The 21881-nt window shown below is 59.6% G+C and carries 20 protein-coding genes; all 20 read left to right on the top strand.

The window, feature by feature from the left end:
- Window positions 1–628 (top strand): TrbG/VirB9 family P-type conjugative transfer protein (locus NCR38_RS31660; protein ID WP_250478287.1); only part of this gene is annotated, 628 nt, incomplete at its 5' end.
- 2 nt (window positions 629–630) lie between these two features.
- Window positions 631–1887, top strand: coding sequence for a TrbI/VirB10 family protein (locus NCR38_RS34415; RefSeq protein WP_250478286.1), 1257 nt, complete (start codon window positions 631–633; stop codon window positions 1885–1887).
- Window positions 1880–2641, top strand: a complete 762-nt coding sequence (locus NCR38_RS31650; RefSeq protein ID WP_250478285.1) for a lytic transglycosylase — start codon at window positions 1880–1882, stop codon at window positions 2639–2641. Before NCR38_RS34415 ends, NCR38_RS31650 begins: the two co-directional genes overlap by 8 nt.
- Window positions 2642–2681: 40 nt before the next feature.
- A complete protein-coding gene (locus tag NCR38_RS31645) occupies window positions 2682–3068 on the top strand; it encodes a hypothetical protein (RefSeq protein WP_061121780.1) in 387 nt (128 codons plus the stop codon).
- 93 nt (window positions 3069–3161) lie between these two features.
- Complete coding sequence (locus NCR38_RS31640) at window positions 3162–3347, top strand: hypothetical protein (RefSeq protein WP_143756451.1); 186 nt, start codon at window positions 3162–3164, stop codon at window positions 3345–3347.
- Complete coding sequence (locus NCR38_RS31635) at window positions 3344–4159, top strand: hypothetical protein (RefSeq protein ID WP_250478284.1); 816 nt, start codon at window positions 3344–3346, stop codon at window positions 4157–4159. Before NCR38_RS31640 ends, NCR38_RS31635 begins: the two co-directional genes overlap by 4 nt.
- 68 nt (window positions 4160–4227) lie before the next feature.
- On the top strand, window positions 4228–4764 hold the full coding sequence (locus tag NCR38_RS31630) for a hypothetical protein (protein ID WP_250478283.1): 537 nt from the start codon (window positions 4228–4230) through the stop codon (window positions 4762–4764).
- Window positions 4765–4928: 164 nt separating this feature from the next.
- Window positions 4929–6287 (top strand): site-specific integrase, encoded by a 1359-nt coding sequence (locus NCR38_RS31625; protein ID WP_250478282.1) that lies wholly within the window; start codon window positions 4929–4931, stop codon window positions 6285–6287.
- Between the two features lie 188 nt (window positions 6288–6475).
- Window positions 6476–8998 carry a hypothetical protein gene (locus NCR38_RS31620; protein ID WP_250478281.1) on the top strand — a complete coding sequence of 841 codons (2523 nt, stop codon included), beginning with the start codon at window positions 6476–6478 and terminating at the stop codon, window positions 8996–8998.
- A gap of 12 nt (window positions 8999–9010) precedes the next feature.
- Window positions 9011–11065, top strand: coding sequence for a hypothetical protein (locus tag NCR38_RS31615; RefSeq protein ID WP_250478280.1), 2055 nt, complete (start codon window positions 9011–9013; stop codon window positions 11063–11065).
- A complete protein-coding gene (locus NCR38_RS31610) occupies window positions 11062–11445 on the top strand; it encodes a DUF6262 family protein (RefSeq protein ID WP_250478279.1) in 384 nt (127 codons plus the stop codon). The genes NCR38_RS31615 and NCR38_RS31610 overlap by 4 nt, the downstream gene beginning before the upstream one ends.
- A gap of 483 nt (window positions 11446–11928) precedes the next feature.
- Window positions 11929–12291, top strand: coding sequence for a hypothetical protein (locus tag NCR38_RS31605; protein ID WP_250478278.1), 363 nt, complete (start codon window positions 11929–11931; stop codon window positions 12289–12291).
- Between the two features lie 92 nt (window positions 12292–12383).
- Entirely contained in the window at window positions 12384–13679 is a 1296-nt protein-coding gene (locus NCR38_RS31600) for a TolC family protein (RefSeq protein ID WP_250478277.1), read from the top strand.
- Between the two features lie 11 nt (window positions 13680–13690).
- Window positions 13691–15241 (top strand): efflux RND transporter periplasmic adaptor subunit, encoded by a 1551-nt coding sequence (locus tag NCR38_RS31595; RefSeq protein WP_250478276.1) that lies wholly within the window; start codon window positions 13691–13693, stop codon window positions 15239–15241.
- A complete protein-coding gene (locus NCR38_RS31590) occupies window positions 15238–18444 on the top strand; it encodes an efflux RND transporter permease subunit (RefSeq protein ID WP_250478275.1) in 3207 nt (1068 codons plus the stop codon). The genes NCR38_RS31595 and NCR38_RS31590 overlap by 4 nt, the downstream gene beginning before the upstream one ends.
- A complete protein-coding gene (locus NCR38_RS31585) occupies window positions 18441–18791 on the top strand; it encodes a copper-binding protein (RefSeq protein WP_250478274.1) in 351 nt (116 codons plus the stop codon). Before NCR38_RS31590 ends, NCR38_RS31585 begins: the two co-directional genes overlap by 4 nt.
- Before the next feature lie 36 nt (window positions 18792–18827).
- Window positions 18828–20690: a protein-disulfide reductase DsbD gene (dsbD, locus tag NCR38_RS31580; protein WP_250478273.1), complete on the top strand. Its 1863-nt coding sequence runs from the start codon at window positions 18828–18830 to the stop codon at window positions 20688–20690.
- Window positions 20691–20759: 69 nt separating this feature from the next.
- Entirely contained in the window at window positions 20760–21113 is a 354-nt protein-coding gene (locus NCR38_RS31575; protein ID WP_250478272.1) for a hypothetical protein, read from the top strand.
- Between the two features lie 126 nt (window positions 21114–21239).
- The gene (locus tag NCR38_RS31570; RefSeq protein WP_250478271.1) at window positions 21240–21536 is read left to right on the top strand and encodes a hypothetical protein; all 297 of its coding nucleotides are present in this window, start codon (window positions 21240–21242) and stop codon (window positions 21534–21536) included.
- 55 nt (window positions 21537–21591) lie between these two features.
- Window positions 21592–21819 (top strand): DUF2933 domain-containing protein, encoded by a 228-nt coding sequence (locus NCR38_RS31565; protein WP_250478270.1) that lies wholly within the window; start codon window positions 21592–21594, stop codon window positions 21817–21819.
- Window positions 21820–21881: the final 62 nt, after the last annotated feature.

Genomic DNA, 21881 nt, shown 5'->3' with positions numbered 1-21881 from the left:
AATCATCAAGCTTCAACACCGTGAACATCGACTCGGTAAAACCATCGCTGCCGCGCATCCGTTCCATCTCGCTCTCGCTAATGGCTTCAGATTCAACGTTCACCCCTTCACTCAGGATGACCGTTTGACGAGGTATTTCAACGACCTGCTAGTCAACACGCTGCATCTGACGACGAACCTCCGCGAGTACGACTTCACGCTTATCGCGTCGCCGGCGGGCGGCATGTTCTATCAGACGGTGCGCTTCCAGTACCCGCGAGCGCCGATGGCCCGCGTCAGTGCACGCGACGACGCGACGGCGAACGGCGCTCGTGGAGGTGCCGATTCGGGAAGCGTCAGTGTCGCGCCCGACAAGCTCAACTGGGACTACAGCGTCGAGGGCCGCGCCGAGTTCACGCCCGAAACCGTCTTCGACGACGGCCATGCGGTCTGGATGCGCATGCCTGCCAAAGCGCAGGAGTGGCCGGTTCCGTTCATCCTCGACCACGGCGATCGTGTCGTTGCGAACTTCATCCGCCGCGGGGACTTCCTGGTCCTGCAGCGTCTTGCCGACGAGATCGTTCTGCGTTCCGGCAAGGACGAGGTCACGGTGACGCGCGGTCGCCGTCGCTTGTTCGGAGTGTTCTGATCGTGGCAAAAAAACCGGACTCGGCGACGCCCAGCGCGGAGCAAGAAGCACTCGTCAAAGGCAAGACGCCGCGCCACGCGATCATGAGCATCGGCATTATGGCTGCTGTCGTCATCGGTGGGCTGGGCTTCTACTACGAACTGCAAGCCACCAACAAGGCGGACGAAGAGGCGCGCCTCAAAAAAGCGACCGCGCTCAAGTCGAGTACCGAAGCGCCGGCTGCTTCGAACAACAACGACATCGACCAGATGATCCGTCAGCAGCGCCACGCAGCGGCGTCGGAAGCTGCAGCGCGCGCAGCTTCTGAAGCAGCGGCTCCGAAGCCCGCCGTCAAGCCGATGCTGACCGGCGCTGACTTCCAGGATGAAGTCAAAGGCACGGGCACGGGCACGGACACGCGCGAGCTTTCTCGCCAAGCCGCGCAAGACGCGATCTATACGTCGTCGATCTTCAAACAGGCCGGCGCGTCGCGTTCGGCGAACCAAGCGACCGGCGTACTGCCCGCTGGCGTCCCTTCGTTGGATGAGGTGCGAGCTGCTCGGAACGCTGCGGGAGCGAACACACCTGATGCGATGGCGCTCGCCTTGGCCAAGCAGGGACAGGCGCCCGAAGATCGCGACCGCGCGTTCCTGCGCGATGCGGCTTCGCAAGGCGGCATCGAACGCACGACCTTCAATGGCCGGTCGACGGGTTGCACGTTGACGCCTCCGCACGTCATTCACGTCAAGACGGTCGAGGGGCTGAACTCGGACAAGCCGGGTCGCGTCTCGTCGATGGTGGACGAGGACATCTATGACAGCCTGCGCGGCGACTGTTTGATGATCCCGAAGGGCGCCTTCATCAATGGTATGTACAGCGCGGACGTCAAAGTTGGCCAAGAGCGTTTGCTGGTTGCTTCGACGAGTCTGCGTCTGCCCAACGGCAAGAGCGTGCCACTCAACGGCATGCAGGGTGCCGACCAGAACGGTTACGCCGGATTCTCGGGCGATGTGAACAACCACTTCCTGAAGATCTTCGGCGCGGGCTTCATTACGGCGATTTTGCTGAAGGCGTTCGACAGCAGTTCTCAGACGGCGACGACCGCGACGCCGAACGGCGTCACTACTTATGGTGACACGGCGGGGCAGGTCGCGGCAGCGACGGCCCAGACCGTCATGCAGCGCAACCAGAATATCCCGCCGACCATCACCGTAGAACCCGGCCAGAAGTTCCTGGTGCAAGTGACGCAGGACATAGTCATGGAGCCGTACCATGACTAAGGCATGGGCGGCTGCCTGCCTGTCTGCGATCGCGTTCGGCGCGCACGCGGCGACCATCGACTCGATCATCAGCCCGACGCGCATCGTGCTCGATGATGGCACGAAACGCGCGATCGTCGAGCTGCCCGGCGAACCCGTCTACGCATGTGGACTCAAGCCGTTTCTGGCGTGGGCAAACCGATTTGAGGGCCAAACGGTCGAGGCCACGGCTGGCGGTGTTGCGATCAACATCGACGGCTCGCCTATCAGCCTCGAAAGCCTCTTTGTAAAGGCGGGCTGGTTGCGCCCCGCGACGCTTACCGATGACGCCCAAGCGAGCATCACCGAGCGCCGAGGGGGCTGGTCGTGCGCATCCGCGCAGGCGCCGTTCGACGCGATGCACACCTCGGTCGATCCCAAGATTCTCGCTGGCATCGCGCTCAATGAGTCCGCATACAACGGTCGGGCATGGCCGTGGACGCTGAACGTCGCCGGTCGCGGCTTCTTCTTCCGCACGCGCGAGGACGCCTATCGCGCAGTCCGCTATCTGATCGGCAACGGTCGGTCGGACTTTGATGTCGGCATCATGCAGATCAACCGTAACCTTTTGATGCTGCTGCTCGCGGCAGCCGGCAGTCCGTCTCATTCGAACGCGGTGCGTCACCAGCCGCCAACGCAACAAGCCGCACCGGCCACTGCGCAATCGCAACCGCCGCGGCCGCCGGACCTGCGTCGCGCGTCCGCGTTCGATAACGGCCGTCTGCGTCGCATCTGACACCGGCTCATTCTCTTTCACTTCTTGATTGGAGCCTTCCATGGCCTATTCCTGCACTGATTTCGTTGACGACGTACTGAACGACATGGTGATCCGGAGCTGGATCAAACCCGAGCAGTACGGGCCTGACGACCCGCAAGCTCAGTGCGATGCGGTATTGGGTGCAATCGGCGACGCGGACGTATCGCTTCGTCTCGCTGCTGACGCCAAGCAGTTTCATGCCGAACTCCTCGATGCTGTCGAATCGCTCACCGGCGTCGCTGAGCAGCATGGCCCCCTCGCCCTCGCGAACGTCGTCTATCTTCAGACGGCCATATTGAAGGGCGGGGTGATCGAGCTCACGCGCGACGAAGCGGAAAACTTCGCTTTCGTCAGAGACCTGCCGTCGGGTGGTCGCTGGTGGCAAAGCGTCAAGCTGATCGAGTAAGTGGGCATAGATCGCCGGCCATTTTCTTTCGTCAACCCTCGCGGGCATGCGGCCCGCGAGGGTCGCTCCGCGTTCTTTCTGTGGAGTGTTTTCATGTTGGAAGCAGCGAAGCTGGGCGCATCGCCGGAGCAGTTCGCCAACCTCGAAGCGGCGATTGGTTACATCGCCGGCACCGCGACGCACGCGGGTGAAGTTCGCCCGTGGGTCCGGAACGTGGAAACGAAGGTCTTCCTGATCATCGGTGGCAGAGTGCAACCCCAAAACGGGGTGCGCCAATGACGCCGCCGTGGTTGGAGCAATACGCCACTGGCCAGAAGACCGGCTACGCGCAAGCGTTCATGTCGTGCGCCGAGTACTACGGAGTCGACGGATCTGCTGACGATGACCCGGAAATCGAAGAGCGGATCGCCATGCATCGGCAGCCGCTCGTCGGTTACGCGAGCCGCACGGGCACCCGCCGCAACCTGGCCGCACTGAAGGGCGCCGACTGGCGCTTGTTGGTCTCGGCGAAGGGCGAGTTGCGTACCGAGGGCTTCGATCGCTATGCGTTGGATAACGGCGCTTGGACCGCGTACCAGCAGGACCTGCCCTTCGATGAGCACGCGTTTTCTGTTGCTGTCGAACGGCTTGGCGAGCGGGCCGATTGGCTTGTCCTTCCGGACATCGTCATGGGTGGGATGGCCTCGCTCGACTACTCGCTGAAGTGGCTAGAACGACTTCGCGGGATGCCGTGCCGGATGCTGATCGCTGTTCAGAACGGTATGCAGGTCGATGACCTCGCCTCGCTTCTGTCGCCTGCTGTCGGCATCTTCATTGGCGGTTCGACGGAGTGGAAAGAGCAGACGGCGCACGTGTGGGGGTCCCTCGCGCGACGGCGTCACTGCTACTTGCACGTCGGTCGCGTGAACTCGGCGCGGCGCATCCGCATCTGTGCGGCCGCCGGTGCGGACAGCTTCGACGGTACCAGCGTGAGCCGGTACGCGAAGACGCTTCCTCGGCTGGATCGAGCAACACGGCAAGCAGACATGTTTGCCGCAGCGCACGACGGTCTGGAAGAGGCGCAACGAGCGACGGCTGACCTTTTGATTTGAATTAGACCATTAACCCTTTCGGGAGCGCATCCCGAAAGGGTCGCTCCTATTCTTTTGGAGCGAGCAAGATGGAACAGGAAATCCTCTCGAAGATGGAAGCTGCGATCAGCGTTATGCAGCGTTACATCGAACAGGGCGATAGCTTGAGCTGCGCCTATTCAGGCGGCAAGGACAGTACGTGTGCTTTGGTGTTGATGGTGGAAGCTATTCGCCGTGCCGGCAGCACGACGATCAACCACCACGTTCAATCGGCCGACACGACCATCGAGAACCCAACGATCGCGAACTTCCTGCACTCGGTGCTGGACGAGTTGCAGTTGTATATCGAAGCGTCGGCGTTGCCGGTGCAAACCCATGTCACGACGCCTTCGTTGGCAAGCCAATTCGTCGTCTCGACGATAGGGCGGGGAACGTTGGCGCGCACGCCAGAGAACGGTGTGCGAGACGGTAGACGGACCCGTGCATGCGCGGATACTTGGAAGGTACGCCCGGGAGGTCGCCTTCGAACATTGCTCGAACGCCAGGCGGCAGATGACGGCGCTCGCGAAGTCATAACGGTGCTGGGCCTGCGCAGGGTAACCGCATCTACGAGTTTTAGTTGCTAACGCCACTTGTCGAAATTCGGTGCGAGTGTTACCGTCTCGTCCGCTTGGCGATGGACGACGCTAGACGATAAGAATCTTAGGCACCGAATGACATGACAAGAAATCACTGCAGTCCATCCAACACCGAATCTATCGGTTCACGTGTCCTCGTCGTTCCTGTATGCATGAACCTTGGAGATCTTCCCTATTTCGATCGCCTCGCACCGCGCGACACCGGTGGCGCCGATGTCACGGTCCGTCAGGTGCGATTTCACAGGGATCATGTCGTCGAGGGATTTCCCCTGCTCTATTGCGCATCGAGGTTGCCGGATGCGCTCGAGATGAACCTCTTCATGGAGCATCGCTACCGAGGCAGATTTCTACGTCCAAAAGCATCCCGCAATCGCAATCCGAAGGGCGGTGTTTCGCTCAAGACCTTGAAGAGCATAGCCAACTCTCTTCGGGGATTTCTCGCGTGGCTTGACCGCACCGATACGGATTGGCGCGAGGTCTATGCAGCAGCAGATGGCGACCGTGCGAAGGCATGGCTGCCTCCATATAGATACCGCGTTCACCTGATCGGTGAAATCGAGGCAGGCACGGTTTCGCGAGACACAGCCAGTCTTTACGTCAATCACGTTCGCCAGTTCTACGAGTGGGCGCACAAGATGCGGCGTATCGACCGCATTCCGTTTGCGTACAAACGTATAGCCGTTAGGAAGCCGCGGAAAGATGGCGACTTCGACCTGCTGTTCAGCACGGTTCAGGACGAGAAGGCGCTATTGGTCCAGACTACCGATCTCGCGATTCCAAAGAGATACAAATCGAAGAAGGTGGAGTTGGACGAGGGGCTAACACCCTACACGGTACAAGAACTCAAAATGCTCTTTGAGAGTGACCATATGCGCCTTGACAGCCGCAAGCTCTGGGCGGAACTCGCGCTTGCATGCGGTTTGCGTGCGGCCGAAGTGACGGCGCTTTCCGAGAGCGCCGTTGTGAATCCGTCGCTATCGTCGACCACGGCCTTTCCGGTTCGGGTGACTGGCAAGTTCAACAAGGAGAGGGTGGTATTGCTTCCGCATTTCCTGATGCATGGTCTGTGGGAGTACAGGAACTCGGTGGAGCGGATGCGACGCGCTGCCAAATGGGACCTGGTCCACGGGGCGGACGTTGGTCGTCCACTTTTTCTGAACCGTTCCGGCAATGCTATTAATAGTGCATCGCTCACGAATGTCACGTCATGCGTGGCGCGAGAACTTGCCGAGCGTGGCATCAGGTTCGGCAGATCGTTTCATGATTTACGCGCTACCTTTGCCACCTCGCTTGCGAGGTTCATGCTAGAGAAGCACTTACCGCTTGGCTTCATCCAGTACAAGTTAATGAGCCTGATGGGTCACGCGAACTTCTCGACGACGCAAAAGTACCTCAACTTCGCGAGATCTATAACGTTTGAAAGCCAGATGCAGGATTGGGTGAGCCAGATTTTCGCGGATCTGCGGCCGGGGCTTGAGTCCGAAGCGATCGCTTCAACGGTCGACGCATGAGGGCGCTCAGGCCTGATTCCAGAGGCGATGGAATTCGTCTCACGCATGCCGAAAACATATCGCTGAAGCTGGCCGCTGACATCCGCGCAGGCGTGGGGCGATATGGGGAAGACCCTGAACGATGGGGTTGGTCACCTGCAACGGTGCGAACGGGTCTTTCGCACATCCTGCCCGCCCTAAGCAGGGTCGTGGCTCGCCTTCCCGGCGCGCTTCGCGAGCGGTTTTTGACACGTGGAGTTGACGCCATCGAAAATGAGGACGCGTGGGCGCAATTCGTGGGTGCGACATACCGATCCGGCGGGAATGCGGCGTATTACCGAAACGTGGTCGGCGCCTTGCACAAGATCATTGCACTGCACAGGAACGATCCGGGCGCGAAGCCTCCGAGCTTTCTTCAGCTTCGCGCAGGACACACGGATATTTCGGAACTGTATCGGGTATCTCCAGAATTCCTGTTGACGTATAAGCGCTATATCCTCGCGATCGACGGCGAGGGACGGGCTCGGTCATCCGGCATGTTGCGTAAGCACGAAACGTATTCCCTGCTTTCTTTACTCATTGCAGACACCCGTGCCAGGTTGTGGCTGGTGGCCGAAGGATTCGAGGCGTTTGCAAAATATCCGAAGCTGAACGAGATGACGGAGAAACTTCGCACGTGGCAGCAGGCAGCGGCGATGACTGATCTGCTTGCCCGTCATGACCCGATCCGCTGGAAACGGAAAGTCGTTGATGTGCTCGGGCACACCGCAGATCTCACCGAGCTTTTCGCACTGTCCGAACCAGTCTTTCGAGATGTTGAAACATTTGCGGCGATCGTACGAAGCAAGCCGCTGAAATACAGGAAGGCGGCAACGGTTCGTGACGTGCTCACGCGCCTGCAGCGCGGGTTGCGCGTTGTACTGTCTGCGCTGCCGGGTAGTGCGGGTGCTGCTGTTATTTCGCGCGGTCTGGTCGCCTTCACGGAAAATGACTGTGAGCTCCTTTGCAAAGCGCACAGGCTTGATGGCATTACCGCTGATCAGTTTTCTCCTGTCAAAGAGATTGTGGATGCGTTGTTCCCGACGGCCAGACGCGACAGGAAGGAACTTCAGGCGTACCAGCTCGCTTTTGTAAACGACTATTCGTCCCGCCCCATCTTCTGCGACTTCGCTCCGATCAGAATGGTTTCTGTCGCGCTCTACGATGATCTCGTGGTACTGCTTGCCGGCCTCGCTGCGTCGTTGCCACAAGAACCATTCGGTTGGCGCACGGTGTATCACAAATATACCCAACTGAAGGCGGTCCTCGTGATGTTTCGCGAGCAACTCATACAGGAATTCAGTGTCGAGTTACAGGAGCACGGCATGCGGGCCTTTGATCTACCGGGACACAGGCTTCAGAAGACGATCTTCTTACTTTTGCAGAATGCCGCTCGCGCAGGGACAGTGACGACAAAGACCGCCTCCACCTACAGGAAAGGCCTAGTGTGGTTTCTGGAACGGTACGGCTTCACTGTCGTCGACGCGTATCCGATCACGACCAGTCGAACGGACAGGCATCTCAGGCTTCTCAATGCGGACGACTTCTATTCGGCCGAGCAATGCCGCGAACTTGCATTCCACATCGAGGCTATGCTCTACGACGAGGGCGGCTCGCGGGAAGACAGAATCACACTTCATCTCGCGCGCATTCTGCTGAAGACGGGATGGAATCTGTCTCCTGTTCTCGGGATTGAATGTGACGACATTATTCGTGCTGCGACTCCGCTAAATCCGGGTGCGGTTGCCGTCGTTCTCCGCAAAGCGCGGGCGGGCTACCGATCGGACGCGTATACTTTCGACGATCCCGCAACAAATATATCCGCGATGCGCAGCGCGGTCGCGGACCTTCTGCATATCCGGGACAACCTGACAGCGGATCTTCGGGCTTCTCTGCCCGACGGAAATCCGCACCGTACGTTTGTGTTTCTCATTGTGCGGAAGGGTGAAGTGCAGCGGCTGTCCATGGCCGCGACAAAGGCGGTCACCGAAATGCTCGCCAGACGCGGATGCACTTTGACATTCGATTCCACGAAAATCCGGAAGGGCGGTGTCAATCACCTGTACCGGCAGGTGCAGAAGAACCTGCGTGATTATGAGGCTGCGGCGAAACATGACTTCGCGACGTTCGAGTCGAACTACTACAGGATCGATGAGAACCAGTCCAGGTACACGTTGGGCAAAGCCGTCGACACCATGGGCAAATACTTCAGCGGGAAGGAGATCGCGGCGGGAATCGTGATCGTTACGGACCCGCAGATTCGGCTGCAGCATACGCCGACGGGCGAATGCGCGTCGACTGGTCGCGATGACGAGGCGGCGCGATACGGGCTCGAGCACAAGCGACTGCTCGGGGAAAGAGGGAAGACAGCGCATTTTTGCGCAGACTTTCTGAGTTGCATTTGGTGCAGGTTTTTCCGTCTTGTTGCCGATCCTGATCACGTTTGGCGGTTGTTGAGTTATCGCGAGTACGTACTGCGGTCGATGGAATCGTCCGCGCTCGAATGGGACGATACCGAGGAACAGAGGGTGAATATCGCGATGCTCAAGGATCGCGTGGCGGACATGCTCGCCAGGCTCGACGCGATGGTGCCTGGCGTCACGGAGAAAGGACAGATGCTGCTGTCGAGCAAGGGGATGCACCCAGACTGGGGGTTTGCGATCACGGACGCGAGGACGGGCCTAAGTGGATAAAGGGCGATGTGTATGAAAACCGATCTCCCGGAAATTATTGATGTCATTTCAACGGCAAATGGCCGGATCGCCATCAACGACCTGTCGGTCAGCGAAATTGATTCGCTTCGTGACAAGATCGTCTGGGCCTATAGTGACCAGCGGGCGCTGCGGGCCATCTATACGTTCGGCGGGCAGGATTTTCGCCAGCGGGGAATCCAGAAGGGGCTGGTGGTGGCCACTGGAAGTGTGCAATTCGATTATGAGCTTAAAGCCCTCATGCTCCTCCTGCTTCACTCGGGCGCCCGGGAAGGCGGCACGCCGTACAAATGGCTATCCGTTACGCAGCGCGTTCGTTCGTTAGCACGGTTCTCTCGCTATTGTGCCCAACGTGGATTGCAGTCGTTTCGGACCCTCGACCAGCTCCCGTCGCTCAAGTTGCGTACGATCCTGCTGGGGTTTCTGATGGACAGCGAAAAAGATGGAGGCATGAATGCGAAGGTCTTCACGTCTGGCTACAAGTCGGCTCGCGACGCGCTGAAGTGCCTGTCAATGTATGCGCTAGTTGACAGAAGCGACTTCGCAGAACTCGTGAACGAATTGACGCTGCCGGCAATCGATCAGCACGAAGCGCAAAACCGGCTTCGCCACGCGATCGTCCCGACGGGCGTGATGAAGCGTGTGATTGCCGAAGCCACCGGGTATGTCGAGCAGGCGGAAGCAAGGTTCGATGAATTCGCTGCTGTTTTTCGCGAGACACATCGGGGTATTGTCGCAGCGAAATGCGTCGATCCGGCGGCAGCCGTCTATTCGACGGCGCGAAAGGCAGCAAGGCGGCTGAAAACTCTTCTTTACGATTACTTCCGTGACCTTCAGTTGCACACGTATGCGCTGGTCCTTGCGTTCACGGGCATGCGGGATGGCGAAGCAGGTGCGCTACAAACGGGTTGTGCAGGCAAGCGGACCGAAGGAGGGGAGACGGTTTTCTATCTGAAGAGCCTACTGTCAAAGACAGACGACAATGCAATCAGCCTCGACTGGATCGCCAATGAGTCTGCATGGCGCGGCGTGACGCTACTCTCCAAGGTCAACGAACTCTATTATGAACGCGCCCGACTGCTCCAGCAACACTACGGCGATCACCTCACCGACGACGAATTGAACACGTTCACGCACGGGCTGGCCAATCGATGGCTATTCGGTCTGCGCCTGACCGTCTTTACGGCTAACTTCGTTCGCTATACAAAAGGCGCCGACGGCATACGTGCGCTCAAGCTCTCACATTACCGCATTCCCGTTACCGCTGCGGACATGGTTCAGCTGGAGGAGATGGAATGCAATTATCGTTCGGTGGCGGGCAACAGCGGGAATCGCGGGAAACCGTATCGCGTCGGAGACCCGTTCAATCTGACTGCCCACCAATTCCGGCATACGTTTGCCTGGTTCATTATCGCGAACAGACTGGGCGATCTCGACGACATTAAATATCAGTTTAAGCATCTACATCGCGCGATGACCTTCGTTTATACCGAACGCGGATTCAAGTCACTCAACGAACTGAGGAGCGTGATCGAGCACTTTGAGGCATTGGCCAATGGCCGGTCAGTCAACGATATTGTTCAGTCGGCGGTCACCGGTCGTGTTGCCGGCGGTGGTGGCGAACGTCTAACGAGGATGTTGATGTCGTTGAACGATGGAATGAATGACGAAGCGTTTGGGACGGAGCAGCAGCCGCATTTCAGAAACATGAAAGATGTTATCACTTTCACAACGCGACACAGCGAGTCGATCCGCGGTTTGCCGCATGGCTACTGCACAAAGGGGCCGTCATGCAAGATCAGGAATGCCGCCGATCCGTCCCACTGCCTATACTGCGACACTTACTTCGCGACACCGAAGCATCTCCCATATTGGCGAGCGATCAGGGCAAGTTGCGAGGCCAAAATCGGGCGGATTGACGGCATGCCGCACGAGGCGCAAGAGCAGTTTCAGGCGTTCCGGCAGTCCCTGGAAGACAACCTCTTTGCGGCGAACAAGATCATTGACCAACTCACCTCACAGCAATTGATTACGGTGGATGCCCGATGATGGACACACGAGCCCGAATTATTGCGGCGATACGCGAGATGCGTGAGGCCGGCGAAAGTATCAGCATTCACGCGGTCGCGGCACGGTGTGGCGTATCGCATTCGCTGATTTACAACCGCTACCCGGACCTGAAGGAAAATATCAAGGAACTTAAGACCGCGCAGAAGCAACAGCGGAAGGCCGACGACGATCAAGCGCTTATCGCGAGACTGATGTCCGAGACGAAAGCATTGCAGACGAAGGCGAAAGCCGCGAAGCAGGCTGACGCAAAGGAAACATTCAAGTCGCTTCTCGCACACGTGCAGGAAGTGTATTCGATGTATGACGGTCTTCTTGAAGAAAGGAACCGGTTGGCGGTCAAACTGGCTTCAGACAAATAGTTCAGTGGGAGATTCAGCTGTGTCGAATCGGATCGGCGCCAATCCTAGTTGAAGATCGAGCAAAAGGGTTGCAAGTCTCGCGGGCGAGTCGGCTCGCCAGATATCTCCAAGCTCGGCGAGCGTCACATGTCCCAATGGCGATGTCGCGAATCAGTGCAGGCCTGTCGCAGTTCAAAGGAGATGAAAGCGTCCTCTCCCATCTAGCGACGAAGTTCGCCACGGGGGTTGGATGTCCGTCGCGAGCGGATGCGGGAGCTTAGGTTCAAGTCGCTCACGCCGGGCTGCCGGGCGCGGGTCATTCGCTTGGCTCAAACAGCAGTGAAGTTTGGTTCTCGCCAAAAGTGAAGCTTTTCGGCATGTACCTTCCCGTGGTGGGAAGGTCAAGCGTTGCTGAAAGACGGTGCGAAATTCCATGCGCTGCATGAAAGCGTTGGGACAAACTGGCGAAAACGTGAATAAAATAGGTTCGCTATAATCTCGGCCATGAGATTCCTCCGGACACTGCTTCTTCTGCTGCTTTGCGCTGTGCTGCCCATCAGTGGGCTGGCAGCAAGCGGCTTGACCGGAGAATGTCCGATGCAGGTGAGCGCGGGTTCCGACGAAAGCAGCGCGATGTCGTCAGAGATGCCCGGTTGCGAGATGACGAATCCGTCCAAGCACGAGAAGGTCAAGGACATCTCGTGCAAGACGACTGCTCAGTGCCAGCTTGGTAGTCTTTATCATCCGGTACCACGTATCGAAATAATCCGTCCCGGCGCGCTGTCCAGTCCGGTCGTATTTTACTACGCACAGTCGCTTGCCATCCGTGAGTTGGCCGGCCTCTGGCGACCTCCTCGCTCCATCTAATCCCTCGCTGACAGGTTCGCCGCATCCGCGGCGAGGTCGTCCTGCATCCAGGACGTGGATTCCTTATCGGAGTCCGCCGTTGGGACTAGAACATGCCTTCAATCATTGGCACGCCGTCATGCCGGCGTGCGTCTCTGCGCGCGCGTTCACTTTTCGCCGCGCTGATTCTCACGAGCGTAGCCGCCTACGCTCAGGAAACACCTTTTACGCTTGATGCGGCACTTCAGGCCGCGACGGACCATTCCGCCGTCATGGGTGCGGCGCAGGCCTCGGTACGCGCTAGCTCGGAGGCAGCCGTCCGGGCCGGCCAGTTGCCCGACCCGATGCTTAAGGCGGGCATCGACAACTTGCCCGTGACCGGGCAGCAGAAGTTCACGGTCGGCCAGGATTTCATGACCATGCGTCGCGTCGGCATCGAGCAAGAATGGGTATCCGGCGAGAAGCGCCGACTCCAATCCGCTCTAGCAAACGACGTCGTTGACCGGGAGCGAGCGGGCTATTTGGCTCAGCTCGCGAACACGCGTCAGCAGACCGCCATTGCGTGGCTGAACGCGGTCTACGCAAAGAAGACCGTCTCGTTGCAGCAGGAACTCGTTGACCATATGAGTCATGAGCTCGCGGCGACGAAGGCTTCATATCGTGGGGCGAAGGCGACTGCCGCTGACGTCACGCAAGCGCAGGTGATGCTCGCGCAGACCCAGGACCAGTTGCTCAAGACCCGCCAGACCTTCCGGACGGCACTCATTGGGTTGTCGCGATGGACGGCAATGCCCGCGTCCGACGTGACAGGCGAGCCGCCTGCGCCCTTGTCCTACGTCTCGACGCTACCTCCGGAGGAACTGCGTGAGGTGCAGCCGGCGCTCGTCGCCGCGTCGCGCGACATCGCGCTCGCCGATGCCGATACGGCCGTCGCGAACAGTAACCGAAGCCCGAACTGGACGTGGGGCGTGGCGTATCAACAGCGCGGCGGAGCGTACTCGAACATGGTGTCCATTGGCGTCAGCATCCCGTTGCCCATCAATCGCAAAAATCGCCAGGACCGGGATGCAGCGGAAAAGGCGGAACTTGGCACTAGGGCGCGCCTAATGTACGAGGACGCGCAGCGTCAGGTCGAAGCCGACATTCGTACGCAGTCCGCCACCCTCGAGAGCGGTCGCGAGCGCATTGCCAATCTCTCCGACTCTCTACTTCCCGCTGCTGGGCAGCGCGTACAACTGGCGGCTGCCGCCTATAAGGCAGGTACCGGCTCACTCGCCGACACCTTTGCAGCTCGACGCGCGCAACTTGAGGCTGAACTTCAGGTGCTTGACCTGCGGCGAGACGTGTCACAGACCTGGGCACAGCTTGAATACCAAGTCGTCCCAGCTTCGATGACCGCGGGTCTGTGAAGGAGAAACGCATGCAAAAGAAACAATTGGCACGCGCAGCCTTGGCGGTGTTTGCGGCGGCGGCCCTACTCGCCGTCGGCTATGTTGCCGGCACCCATCGTCCGGCTTCGGGAGGAGCAGGCGCTGTCGCCCCGGTGTCAACGTCAGGGGACAAGGTCGACGCGAAAACGGGTCGCAAAGTCCTCTATTGGCACGACCCGATGGTTCCGGCACAACATTTCGACAAGCCAGGCAAGTCGCCTTTCATGGACATGCAACTCGAACCCGTCTACGCGGACGAAGGTGGTAGTGCGACGGGTGTCAGCATCGACCCTGGCCTTCAGCAGAACCTCGGCATCCGTTACGCGACCGTGCGCCGGCAGGATACTTCTGACGGGTTCGACGCGGTCGGCACCACACAATTCGACGAGTCGCGGGCAGACGTCGTGCAATCACGCGTCACGGGTTACATCGACCACCTATACGCCAGCGCCCCAATGCAGCGGATTGCAAAGGGCGCACCGATTGCGTCGCTCTTCGTACCGGACTGGCTGGCACCGCAGGAAGAGTACCTTGCGCTCAAGCGCAGTGGAATGGACAGCAACATGCTGGAAGCGTCCCGCGCGCGCATGCGGGCGTTGTCGATTCCGGACGGCGTCATCGCTGCCCTAGACCGGACCGGTAAGGCGCAGACCCATGTCGTGCTTTCATCGCCTGAAACGGGCGTCGTGAGTGAACTGAACGTCAGGGATGGCGCGATGGTCACTCCTGGGCAGACGCTCGCCAAAATCGCGGGGCTCTCGAAGCTGTGGCTCGTCGTCGAAATCCCAGAGGCGCTCGCGTTATCCGTGCAACCTGGCATGACGGTCGACGCGACGTTTAGCGGTGACCCGTCCCAGCACTTCAAAGGCCAGATTCGTGAAATCCTGCCTGGCATCAGCACCACGAGCCGCACGCTACAGGCTCGCCTTGAACTCGACAATTCAGCGCTGAAGCTGACGCCGGGCATGCTCATGCGAGTGCACGTCGCCGGCAAGAAGGCAGTGCCGCGGCTGCTAGTGCCTTCAGAAGCCGTCATCACAACGGGCAAACGCTCCATCGTCATCGTGAAGAACGGCGACGGACGCCTGCAACCTGTCAGTGTCACCGTGGGCAATGACATTGGTAACGAGACTGCGGTCCTCGGTGGTCTGGAGGACGGCGAGACCGTCGTCGCTTCCGGCCAGTTCCTCATCGATTCGGAGGCCAGCCTTAAATCGGTTCTGCCGAGGCTCGAAGGTCGCCCCGCTTCGGGGGCAACGGGCGTTACGCCCGCGACCGGTACGGCGCAAGCCTCTTCTTCGGGGGCGACTCAGACGTATGAGACCACCGGGACGGTCGAGAAAGTAACTGCGGGCGACATCACCTTTTCGCACCAGCCCGTTCCGGCCCTGAACTGGCCCGCAATGACGATGTCATTCAGTAAGCCCGCGCCAGGCGCGTTTCCGGATGTAAAGCCCGGCGAGACCAAGCACTTCGTTTTCCGGCAGTCTGGAGACGGCTACCAGCTGACAAAGGTCGAACCGGTCGGAGGCGCCAAATGATTGCGCGTCTTATCCGCTGGTCCATCCGCAACCGCTTCCTCGTCTTGCTTGCGACCGTGCTGGTCACGTCAATGGGCGCCTACTCGGTAAGCGAAACGCCGCTCGACGCGCTGCCTGACCTGTCTGACACCCAGGTCATCATCAAAGCATCGTATCCGGGCAAGGCACCGCAGGTCATCGAGGACCAGATCACCTATCCGCTAACCACGACACTGCTTGGCGTGCCGGGCGCAAAAACCATTCGTGCCTATTCGTCGTTCGGCGACGCGTTCGTGTACGTGCTCTTCGATGACAAGACGGACCAATACTGGGCACGCTCGCGCGTGCTCGAATACCTGAATCAGGTGCAAAGCCGCTTGCCGTCGGGAGCGACGGTCTCGCTCGGTCCAGACGCGACCGGCGTGGGCTGGGTGTACGAGTACGCACTGGTCGATAGAACCGGGCAGCACGACCTTGGGCAACTGCGAGCGCTGAACGACTGGTTCCTGAAGTTCGAGTTGAAGTCGGTGCCCGATGTGTCGGAGGTGGCCAGCATTGGCGGCATGGTGCGCCAGTATCAGGTCGTCCTCGACCCGGACAAACTGCGCGCATATGGCATCACCCAGGCAATGGTGGCCGATGCACTAGGCAAGGCGAACCAGGAATCGGGCGGTTCCGTGGTCGAGATGGCGGAGTCCGAATACATGGTCCGCTCTTCCGGCTACCTTCGCTCTCTGGATGACTTCCGCAACGTCGTGCTGCGCACAAACGATGCGGGTACACCTGTGCTGCTCGGCGATGTGGCGCGTATCCAGATTGGACCCGAGATGCGACGCGGCATTGCGGAGCTCAACGGACAGGGTGAAGTCGCGGGTGGCGTCATCGTGATGCGCTCGGGGAAAAACGCACTGACGACCATTGACGCCGTGAAAGCGAAGCTCGCCGACCTTAAACGTTCCCTACCCGCCGGCGTGGAAGTTGTAACCACCTATGACCGCTCCCAGCTCATCGAGCGCGCAGTGGACAACCTTAAAGACAAGCTCATCGAAGAGTTCATCGTCGTCGGGATTGTCTGTGCGGTCTTCCTGTTCCATCTGCGCAGTGCATTCGTTGCGATTCTGTCGTTACCGCTCGGCGTCCTCGCCGCGTTCATCGTAATGCGCTATCAGGGCGTCAATGCGAATCTGATGTCGCTCGGCGGTATTGCGATTGCCATTGGCGCGATGATTGATGCCGCCATCGTAATGATAGAGAACGCTCACAAGCATCTGGAAGCATTCGAGCATGAGTATCCTGGCGCGCGGATTTCCGCCTCGCAACGCTGGGAGCTCATCGCAACTTCTGCGGCTGAAGTAGGACCGGCGCTTTTCTTCTCTCTGCTCATCATCACGCTGTCGTTCATTCCGGTCTTCTCGCTGGAAGGGCAGGAAGGCAAGCTGTTCTCGCCGCTGGCATTCACGAAGACCTACACGATAGCGGCTGCTGCGGGACTGTCGGTCACGCTCGTGCCCGTCCTGATGGGCTACCTCATACGTGGCCGCATCCCGCACGAAAATGCCAACCCCATCAACCGGGTGCTGATTCGCCTCTACAGGCCGCTGCTCGAAGCAACTCTTCGACGTCCGTGGTTCGTGATTGGGCTCGCCGTCGTTGCGTTGGCCGCCACGATAGTTCCGGTTTCGCGTCTCGGTGGGGAATTTCTGCCTCCGCTCGATGAGGGCGACCTGCTGTACATGCCGACGGCGCTTCCGGGTATCTCGGCCGAGAAAGCGTCGGAACTGCTGCAGCAGACCGACCGGCTCATCAAGACCGTGCCGGAGGTGGCGACCGTCTTCGGCAAGTCGGGCCGCGCCGACACTGCCACGGACCCGGCGCCGCTCGAAATGTTTGAGACCACGATTCAGTTCAAACCGCGCAACCAGTGGCGCCCTGGCATGACGCCGGAGAAGCTCGTCGACGAACTTGACGCGACAGTCAAGGTCCCTGGATTGTCGAACGTCTGGGTGCCGCCCATCCGCAATCGCCTGGATATGCTGTCGACGGGCATCAAGACGCCCGTTGGGGTCAAGATTTCGGGTGCGGACCTTTCGCAGATAGACCGGATTGCGACGCAGGTCGAGGCAGCCGTGAAGGACGTGCCTGGCGTGACGTCCGCATTGGCCGAACGGCTGAACGGCGGTCGTTATATTGATGTCAATATCGACCGGTCTGCGGCGGCCCGTTACGGGCTGAGTGTGGCGGACATCCAGTCGGTCGTCTCGTCGGCGGTAGGGGGGGACAACGTCGGCGAAGTAATTGCTGGTCGGGAGCGGTTTCCCATCAATATCCGCTATCCACGCGAAGTCCGGGATTCGCTCGAGCAGCTTCGTCAACTTCCCGTCGTCACGGACCGAGGCGCGCAAATCCAGCTCGGCGACGTCGCGCATATCGCAATTGCCGACGGTCCCCCGATGATTCGCAGCGAAAATGCGCGTCTCTCAGGCTACGTATACGTGGACATCCGTAACACGGACCTGCAGTCAGCCGTGAAAGCGATGCAGCGCGCGGTCGCAGAAAAGGTCGTTCTCCCTGCCGGGTACTCAATCGCGTGGTCCGGACAGTTCGAGTACCTGGAGCGCGCGGCGGCGAAACTGCGCACGGTGATTCCCGTGACACTCGTCGTCATCTTCGTGCTGCTCTTCCTGACCTTCAATTCGGCGGCCGATGCGTTGCTGCTCATGTCGACGGTGCCATTCGCGCTGGTCGGCGGCCTCTGGTTCATCTGGATATTGGGTCATGCCGTGTCGGTCGCGACGTCTGTGGGCTTCATCGCACTCGCCGGTGTTGCTGCTGAATTTGGCGTCGTGATGCTGCTGTACCTCAAGGGGGCACTTAATCGTCGGCTGGAAGACGGTGAGCCGCTGACCGAGGCGCTGTTGTTCGACGCAATTCGCGAAGGCGCTGTGCTGCGCGTGAGGCCGAAAGCGATGACGGTTGCGGTCGTGCTGGCTGGTCTTGTGCCCATCATGGTTGGACACGGCGCGGGCTCGGAAGTCATGCAGCGCATCGCTGCGCCGATGGTCGGCGGCATGGTCACCGCGCCCCTTCTGTCGATGTTCGTGATTCCCGCCGCCTGGTTCCTGTTACAGCGCCGTCAAGCGCGAAAGGCCAGCGCGGCCCGTTTTCATCGTGAAGTACCTTCCGGCGCGAGAGTGCCATCAACCGAAACTGGAGAAATTCAATGAAGAAACTGATTGTCGCAACAGCGGCGTTTGCAGCCGTTGTCGCCACCCCTGCGTTTGCTGGCGATGACATGGCCGGCATGAATATGTCCACAAAATCTTCGACCGCGAAGGCGTCGTCGAACGCCGCGTTGACCGATGCGGAAATCAAGAACGTGGACGCGACGACCGGCATGATTACGCTGAAGCACGGCGCGCTGGAGAACGTCGGCATGCCGCCAATGACGATGGCCTTCAAGGCAAAGGATGCTGCGATGGTCAAGCGAGTCCACGAGGGTGACAAGGTCAGGGTTCGCATCGAGAACGTCGACGGCAACCTGACCATTGTGAGGCTGGAGAAACAATCTTGACGATGTATTGATGCCGTACTCGCAGGCTCGCCATCGGTGAGCCTGCAGTCCGGCCCGCAGGAGACAGAGCCCGTGATGCTAGCGTCATCAATCAATGTCAAACGTGTGTTGCACGTTGCACTCGGCTTGCTATTCGTACTGACTTCGCTGGCGGCCCACGCTGTCGACGAGTCGGAACTACTGCCACCTGAAAAAGCGTTCCCGTTAAAGGTCACGCTCAGCGCGCCGCAAGAGGTGCTGCTCGATTTCAACACCCACGAAGGCTATTACCTTTACCGGGACAGGTTCAGTTTTGCGGTCGACGGTGCACCGATAAAGCCGAACCAGATGCCGCCGGGGGAGCTGAAAAGCGACCCGACATTCGGCATGGTCACGGTATACCACCGGCCCATGCAAATCCGTGTTCCCTTGCCTCGCGCGGTAGTGAGCAGCATTGTGCTGTTCGTGACGTCGCAGGGATGCGCCGACCTGGGCGTCTGCTATCCGCCGCAGACGCGAAGCTATCGCGTGGCAGCAGATGGCTCAGTCGTGTCCGTCGCAACAGGGGATAAGGCGCCGGCGGGCGTTGCCGGATTCCCTAACACTGGCGACGTCCTGCCGTCCGCCGGGCTTGGCATCACTCTACACCCTGCGAATGGCATCTCGCTCGCCGAACTGGTCGGCTTTCTGCTCGCGGGCCTCCTAATGGCAGGTACCGTGTGCATGTACCCGCTCATTCCCATTGTGACTGCGGTTATTGGGGCAGCCCGCGAACCATCGTCCTTTGGCCGCGGCTTCGCCCTGTCATTCGCTTATGTGCAGGGGCTTGCGATTACCTACGCGGTTGCCGGCACCATTGCGGCACTCATCGGCATTCCGCTAGTGGCGGTGACACAACAACCCTGGGTGCTCGCCAGCTTTGGCATGCTCATGGTTATTCTGGCCCTCGGAATGTTCGGCGCCTTCAGAGTGCAGTTGCCGACGAACTGGCAAACCAAAGTGACGGAATGGAGTAATCGTCTCCCCGGGGGGCGCGTTGTCCCGGTGTTCGTTGCAGGCATGCTGTCCGCGCTGATTGTCGGGCCGTGCGCGACGCCCGCGCTGGCGGGCGCCCTGCTGTACATCGCCAACAGCCGCGACGTCATTGGAGGAGCACTGGCTCTTTATGTGTTGGGCATGGGGATGGGAATTCCGCTGCTACTCGTCGGTACCTTCGGAACTAGCGCGCTACCTCGGGCCGGTCGCTGGATGGTCGCGGTCCAGAACGCGCTGGGAGTCATGCTGCTCGCCGCAGCGCTGTGGTTTGTCTATTCGCTGCTGCCTGTTTGGCTGCTGATGATACTGATTGCGTTGCTGCTAACCGGTTGCGGCGTGATGCTTCACGCGATTGACCCGCTGCCAACAGATGCTTCCTCGATTTCGCGGGCGAGCAAAGCGCTCGGCTTGCTGCTACTGGTCGCGGGCGTCGCCGAGTTCATTGGTGTGTTGTCAGGTCATCGGGACATCCTCGAGCCCCTTGGCGGCGTGATGCGGGTATCGTCCGAGAGCATCCGCCAGGGACCCGCACCTTTCGACACGAAACGGTCGAATGCAGAACTGGAGCAAGCGCTCAGCGCGGCACGCGGCCAGCCGGTTATGGTCGATTTCTATGCGGACTGGTGCATCAGCTGTAAGGAACTGGAGCGCTTCACGTTTTCTGACCCGCGCGTAGTAACCGAATTTGCTAAGTGGAAGCTGCTGCGCATTGACGTCACGAAGAACACGCCCGAGGACATAGCGATGCTGCGGCGCTTCGGCCTTTTTGGCCCGCCAGCACTGATTTTCTACGACCGGAATGGCAGGCAGCAACCCGACGCACAACTCGCGGGATTCGTCGGCGCCGATGCGTTCCTTTCGCACCTGAAGAAATGGGCTCAGTGACATGAAGCCACGCCCGAATCTCGCGACGTATCGTAGCGGTGTGCTGCGACCAGGCCTATACTGAACTTCATGAAATTCTGGGTAAAACTCGTCGCATGTTTGCTGATTGTCTGGTTGCCTTTGATCGGCTACCCGGCGTGGGCGACGTCATGCCCGGAAATGACGGCAATGGCATCACAACAAGCCAGCGTGTCGGGTGTCTCGGACTCGACACCCTGCGCACACGACGTGAAACACAATGCGGTGAACGTCCAGCACGTCTGCCCGGGCGGCGCAAGCGGTTTCATTTGCGGTGTGCCGCCCATACCCGTGAAGTATTCGCTCCTCGTCACGCCTTCGTCACCTGTCTATCGGGCGGTTGCTCCCGCCTTCGCTGAAGAGTTCATTCCGGAACTTCCCGCACCTCCGCCTCGTTCGCTGTAACTCCCTTTCAACCAGGTTTGAACGGTTTTGTGCCGTGGCTCGCACACGTTCGCTGCGCGCAGCGACTGTCGACCTGCGCATGAACGCTTCACGAGCGACACGATTCAATCGGATTCGGAGCTTTCCATGAACACGAAAACTGTAGGCGCATTGATTGTTTCAGCAGTGCTTCTAGGTGCAAGTGCCGTCAGCATGGCAGCAGCAGGAGCAGGAGTGAACAACTCTCCCGGCTCGTCATCGCCGAGTCGGGAACACGGCTCGATGATGGGCATGGGCGGAATGATGGGGAACTGCCCGATGATGGGCGGTACGGCCGGTATGGACCCGAAAACCGCGATGAAGATGCACGGCGAGATGATGCGTGCGATGGGCGACATTATGCTCAAGTATTCGGACCAGGCCCCAGCTGCTCCGTCGAAGTAAACATGTGCCGGTTCTCTCCCACAATATCTCAACACATCGCCGGGAGGATTCAACCTTGAAGTGCAACACGAAGTCGATGGTGACGATTGCGCTTGCTCTCGCACTGATTCTCGCAATCGGTTACTGGGCTCTGCCTCAGATACGAGGCGAGTTCAGCACTTTCGTCGCGATGGCCAGCGTGCTGATTTGTCCGCTCTCGATGCTGTTCATGATGCGCGGCATGCAGACCCCCGTCGATGGGCCGGAGAAGCATGCTCAGGCGGTGGGAAAAAGCGGCTCGTAGTTCAGCCATCTGATGGCGTTACGCAGGGCCGGTGTGGCATGACGGGACGTCGCGCCGGGTCC

Source organism: Caballeronia sp. INML1, assembly GCF_023631085.1.
Lineage (GTDB): Bacteria > Pseudomonadota > Gammaproteobacteria > Burkholderiales > Burkholderiaceae > Caballeronia > Caballeronia turbans.
Note: the sequence above shows the minus strand (reverse complement) of the source record. Positions and strands in the feature narration are given on the sequence as shown.

Excerpts from the sequence above, each read along its gene's own strand:
- NCR38_RS31650 (WP_250478285.1), top strand. The coding sequence starts at position 1,880 with ATGACTAAGGCATGGGCGGCTGCCTGCCTGTCTGCGATCGCGTTCGGC.
- NCR38_RS31645 (WP_061121780.1), top strand. The coding sequence starts at position 2,682 with ATGGCCTATTCCTGCACTGATTTCGTTGACGACGTACTGAACGACATG.
- NCR38_RS31640 (WP_143756451.1), top strand. The coding sequence starts at position 3,162 with ATGTTGGAAGCAGCGAAGCTGGGCGCATCGCCGGAGCAGTTCGCCAAC.
- NCR38_RS31635 (WP_250478284.1), top strand. The coding sequence starts at position 3,344 with ATGACGCCGCCGTGGTTGGAGCAATACGCCACTGGCCAGAAGACCGGC.
- NCR38_RS31630 (WP_250478283.1), top strand. The coding sequence starts at position 4,228 with ATGGAACAGGAAATCCTCTCGAAGATGGAAGCTGCGATCAGCGTTATG.
- NCR38_RS31625 (WP_250478282.1), top strand. The coding sequence starts at position 4,929 with ATGAACCTTGGAGATCTTCCCTATTTCGATCGCCTCGCACCGCGCGAC.
- NCR38_RS31615 (WP_250478280.1), top strand. The coding sequence starts at position 9,011 with ATGAAAACCGATCTCCCGGAAATTATTGATGTCATTTCAACGGCAAAT.
- NCR38_RS31610 (WP_250478279.1), top strand. The coding sequence starts at position 11,062 with ATGATGGACACACGAGCCCGAATTATTGCGGCGATACGCGAGATGCGT.
- NCR38_RS31605 (WP_250478278.1), top strand. The coding sequence starts at position 11,929 with ATGAGATTCCTCCGGACACTGCTTCTTCTGCTGCTTTGCGCTGTGCTG.
- NCR38_RS31600 (WP_250478277.1), top strand. The coding sequence starts at position 12,384 with ATGCCTTCAATCATTGGCACGCCGTCATGCCGGCGTGCGTCTCTGCGC.
- NCR38_RS31595 (WP_250478276.1), top strand. The coding sequence starts at position 13,691 with ATGCAAAAGAAACAATTGGCACGCGCAGCCTTGGCGGTGTTTGCGGCG.
- NCR38_RS31590 (WP_250478275.1), top strand. The coding sequence starts at position 15,238 with ATGATTGCGCGTCTTATCCGCTGGTCCATCCGCAACCGCTTCCTCGTC.
- NCR38_RS31585 (WP_250478274.1), top strand. The coding sequence starts at position 18,441 with ATGAAGAAACTGATTGTCGCAACAGCGGCGTTTGCAGCCGTTGTCGCC.
- NCR38_RS31575 (WP_250478272.1), top strand. The coding sequence starts at position 20,760 with ATGAAATTCTGGGTAAAACTCGTCGCATGTTTGCTGATTGTCTGGTTG.
- NCR38_RS31570 (WP_250478271.1), top strand. The coding sequence starts at position 21,240 with ATGAACACGAAAACTGTAGGCGCATTGATTGTTTCAGCAGTGCTTCTA.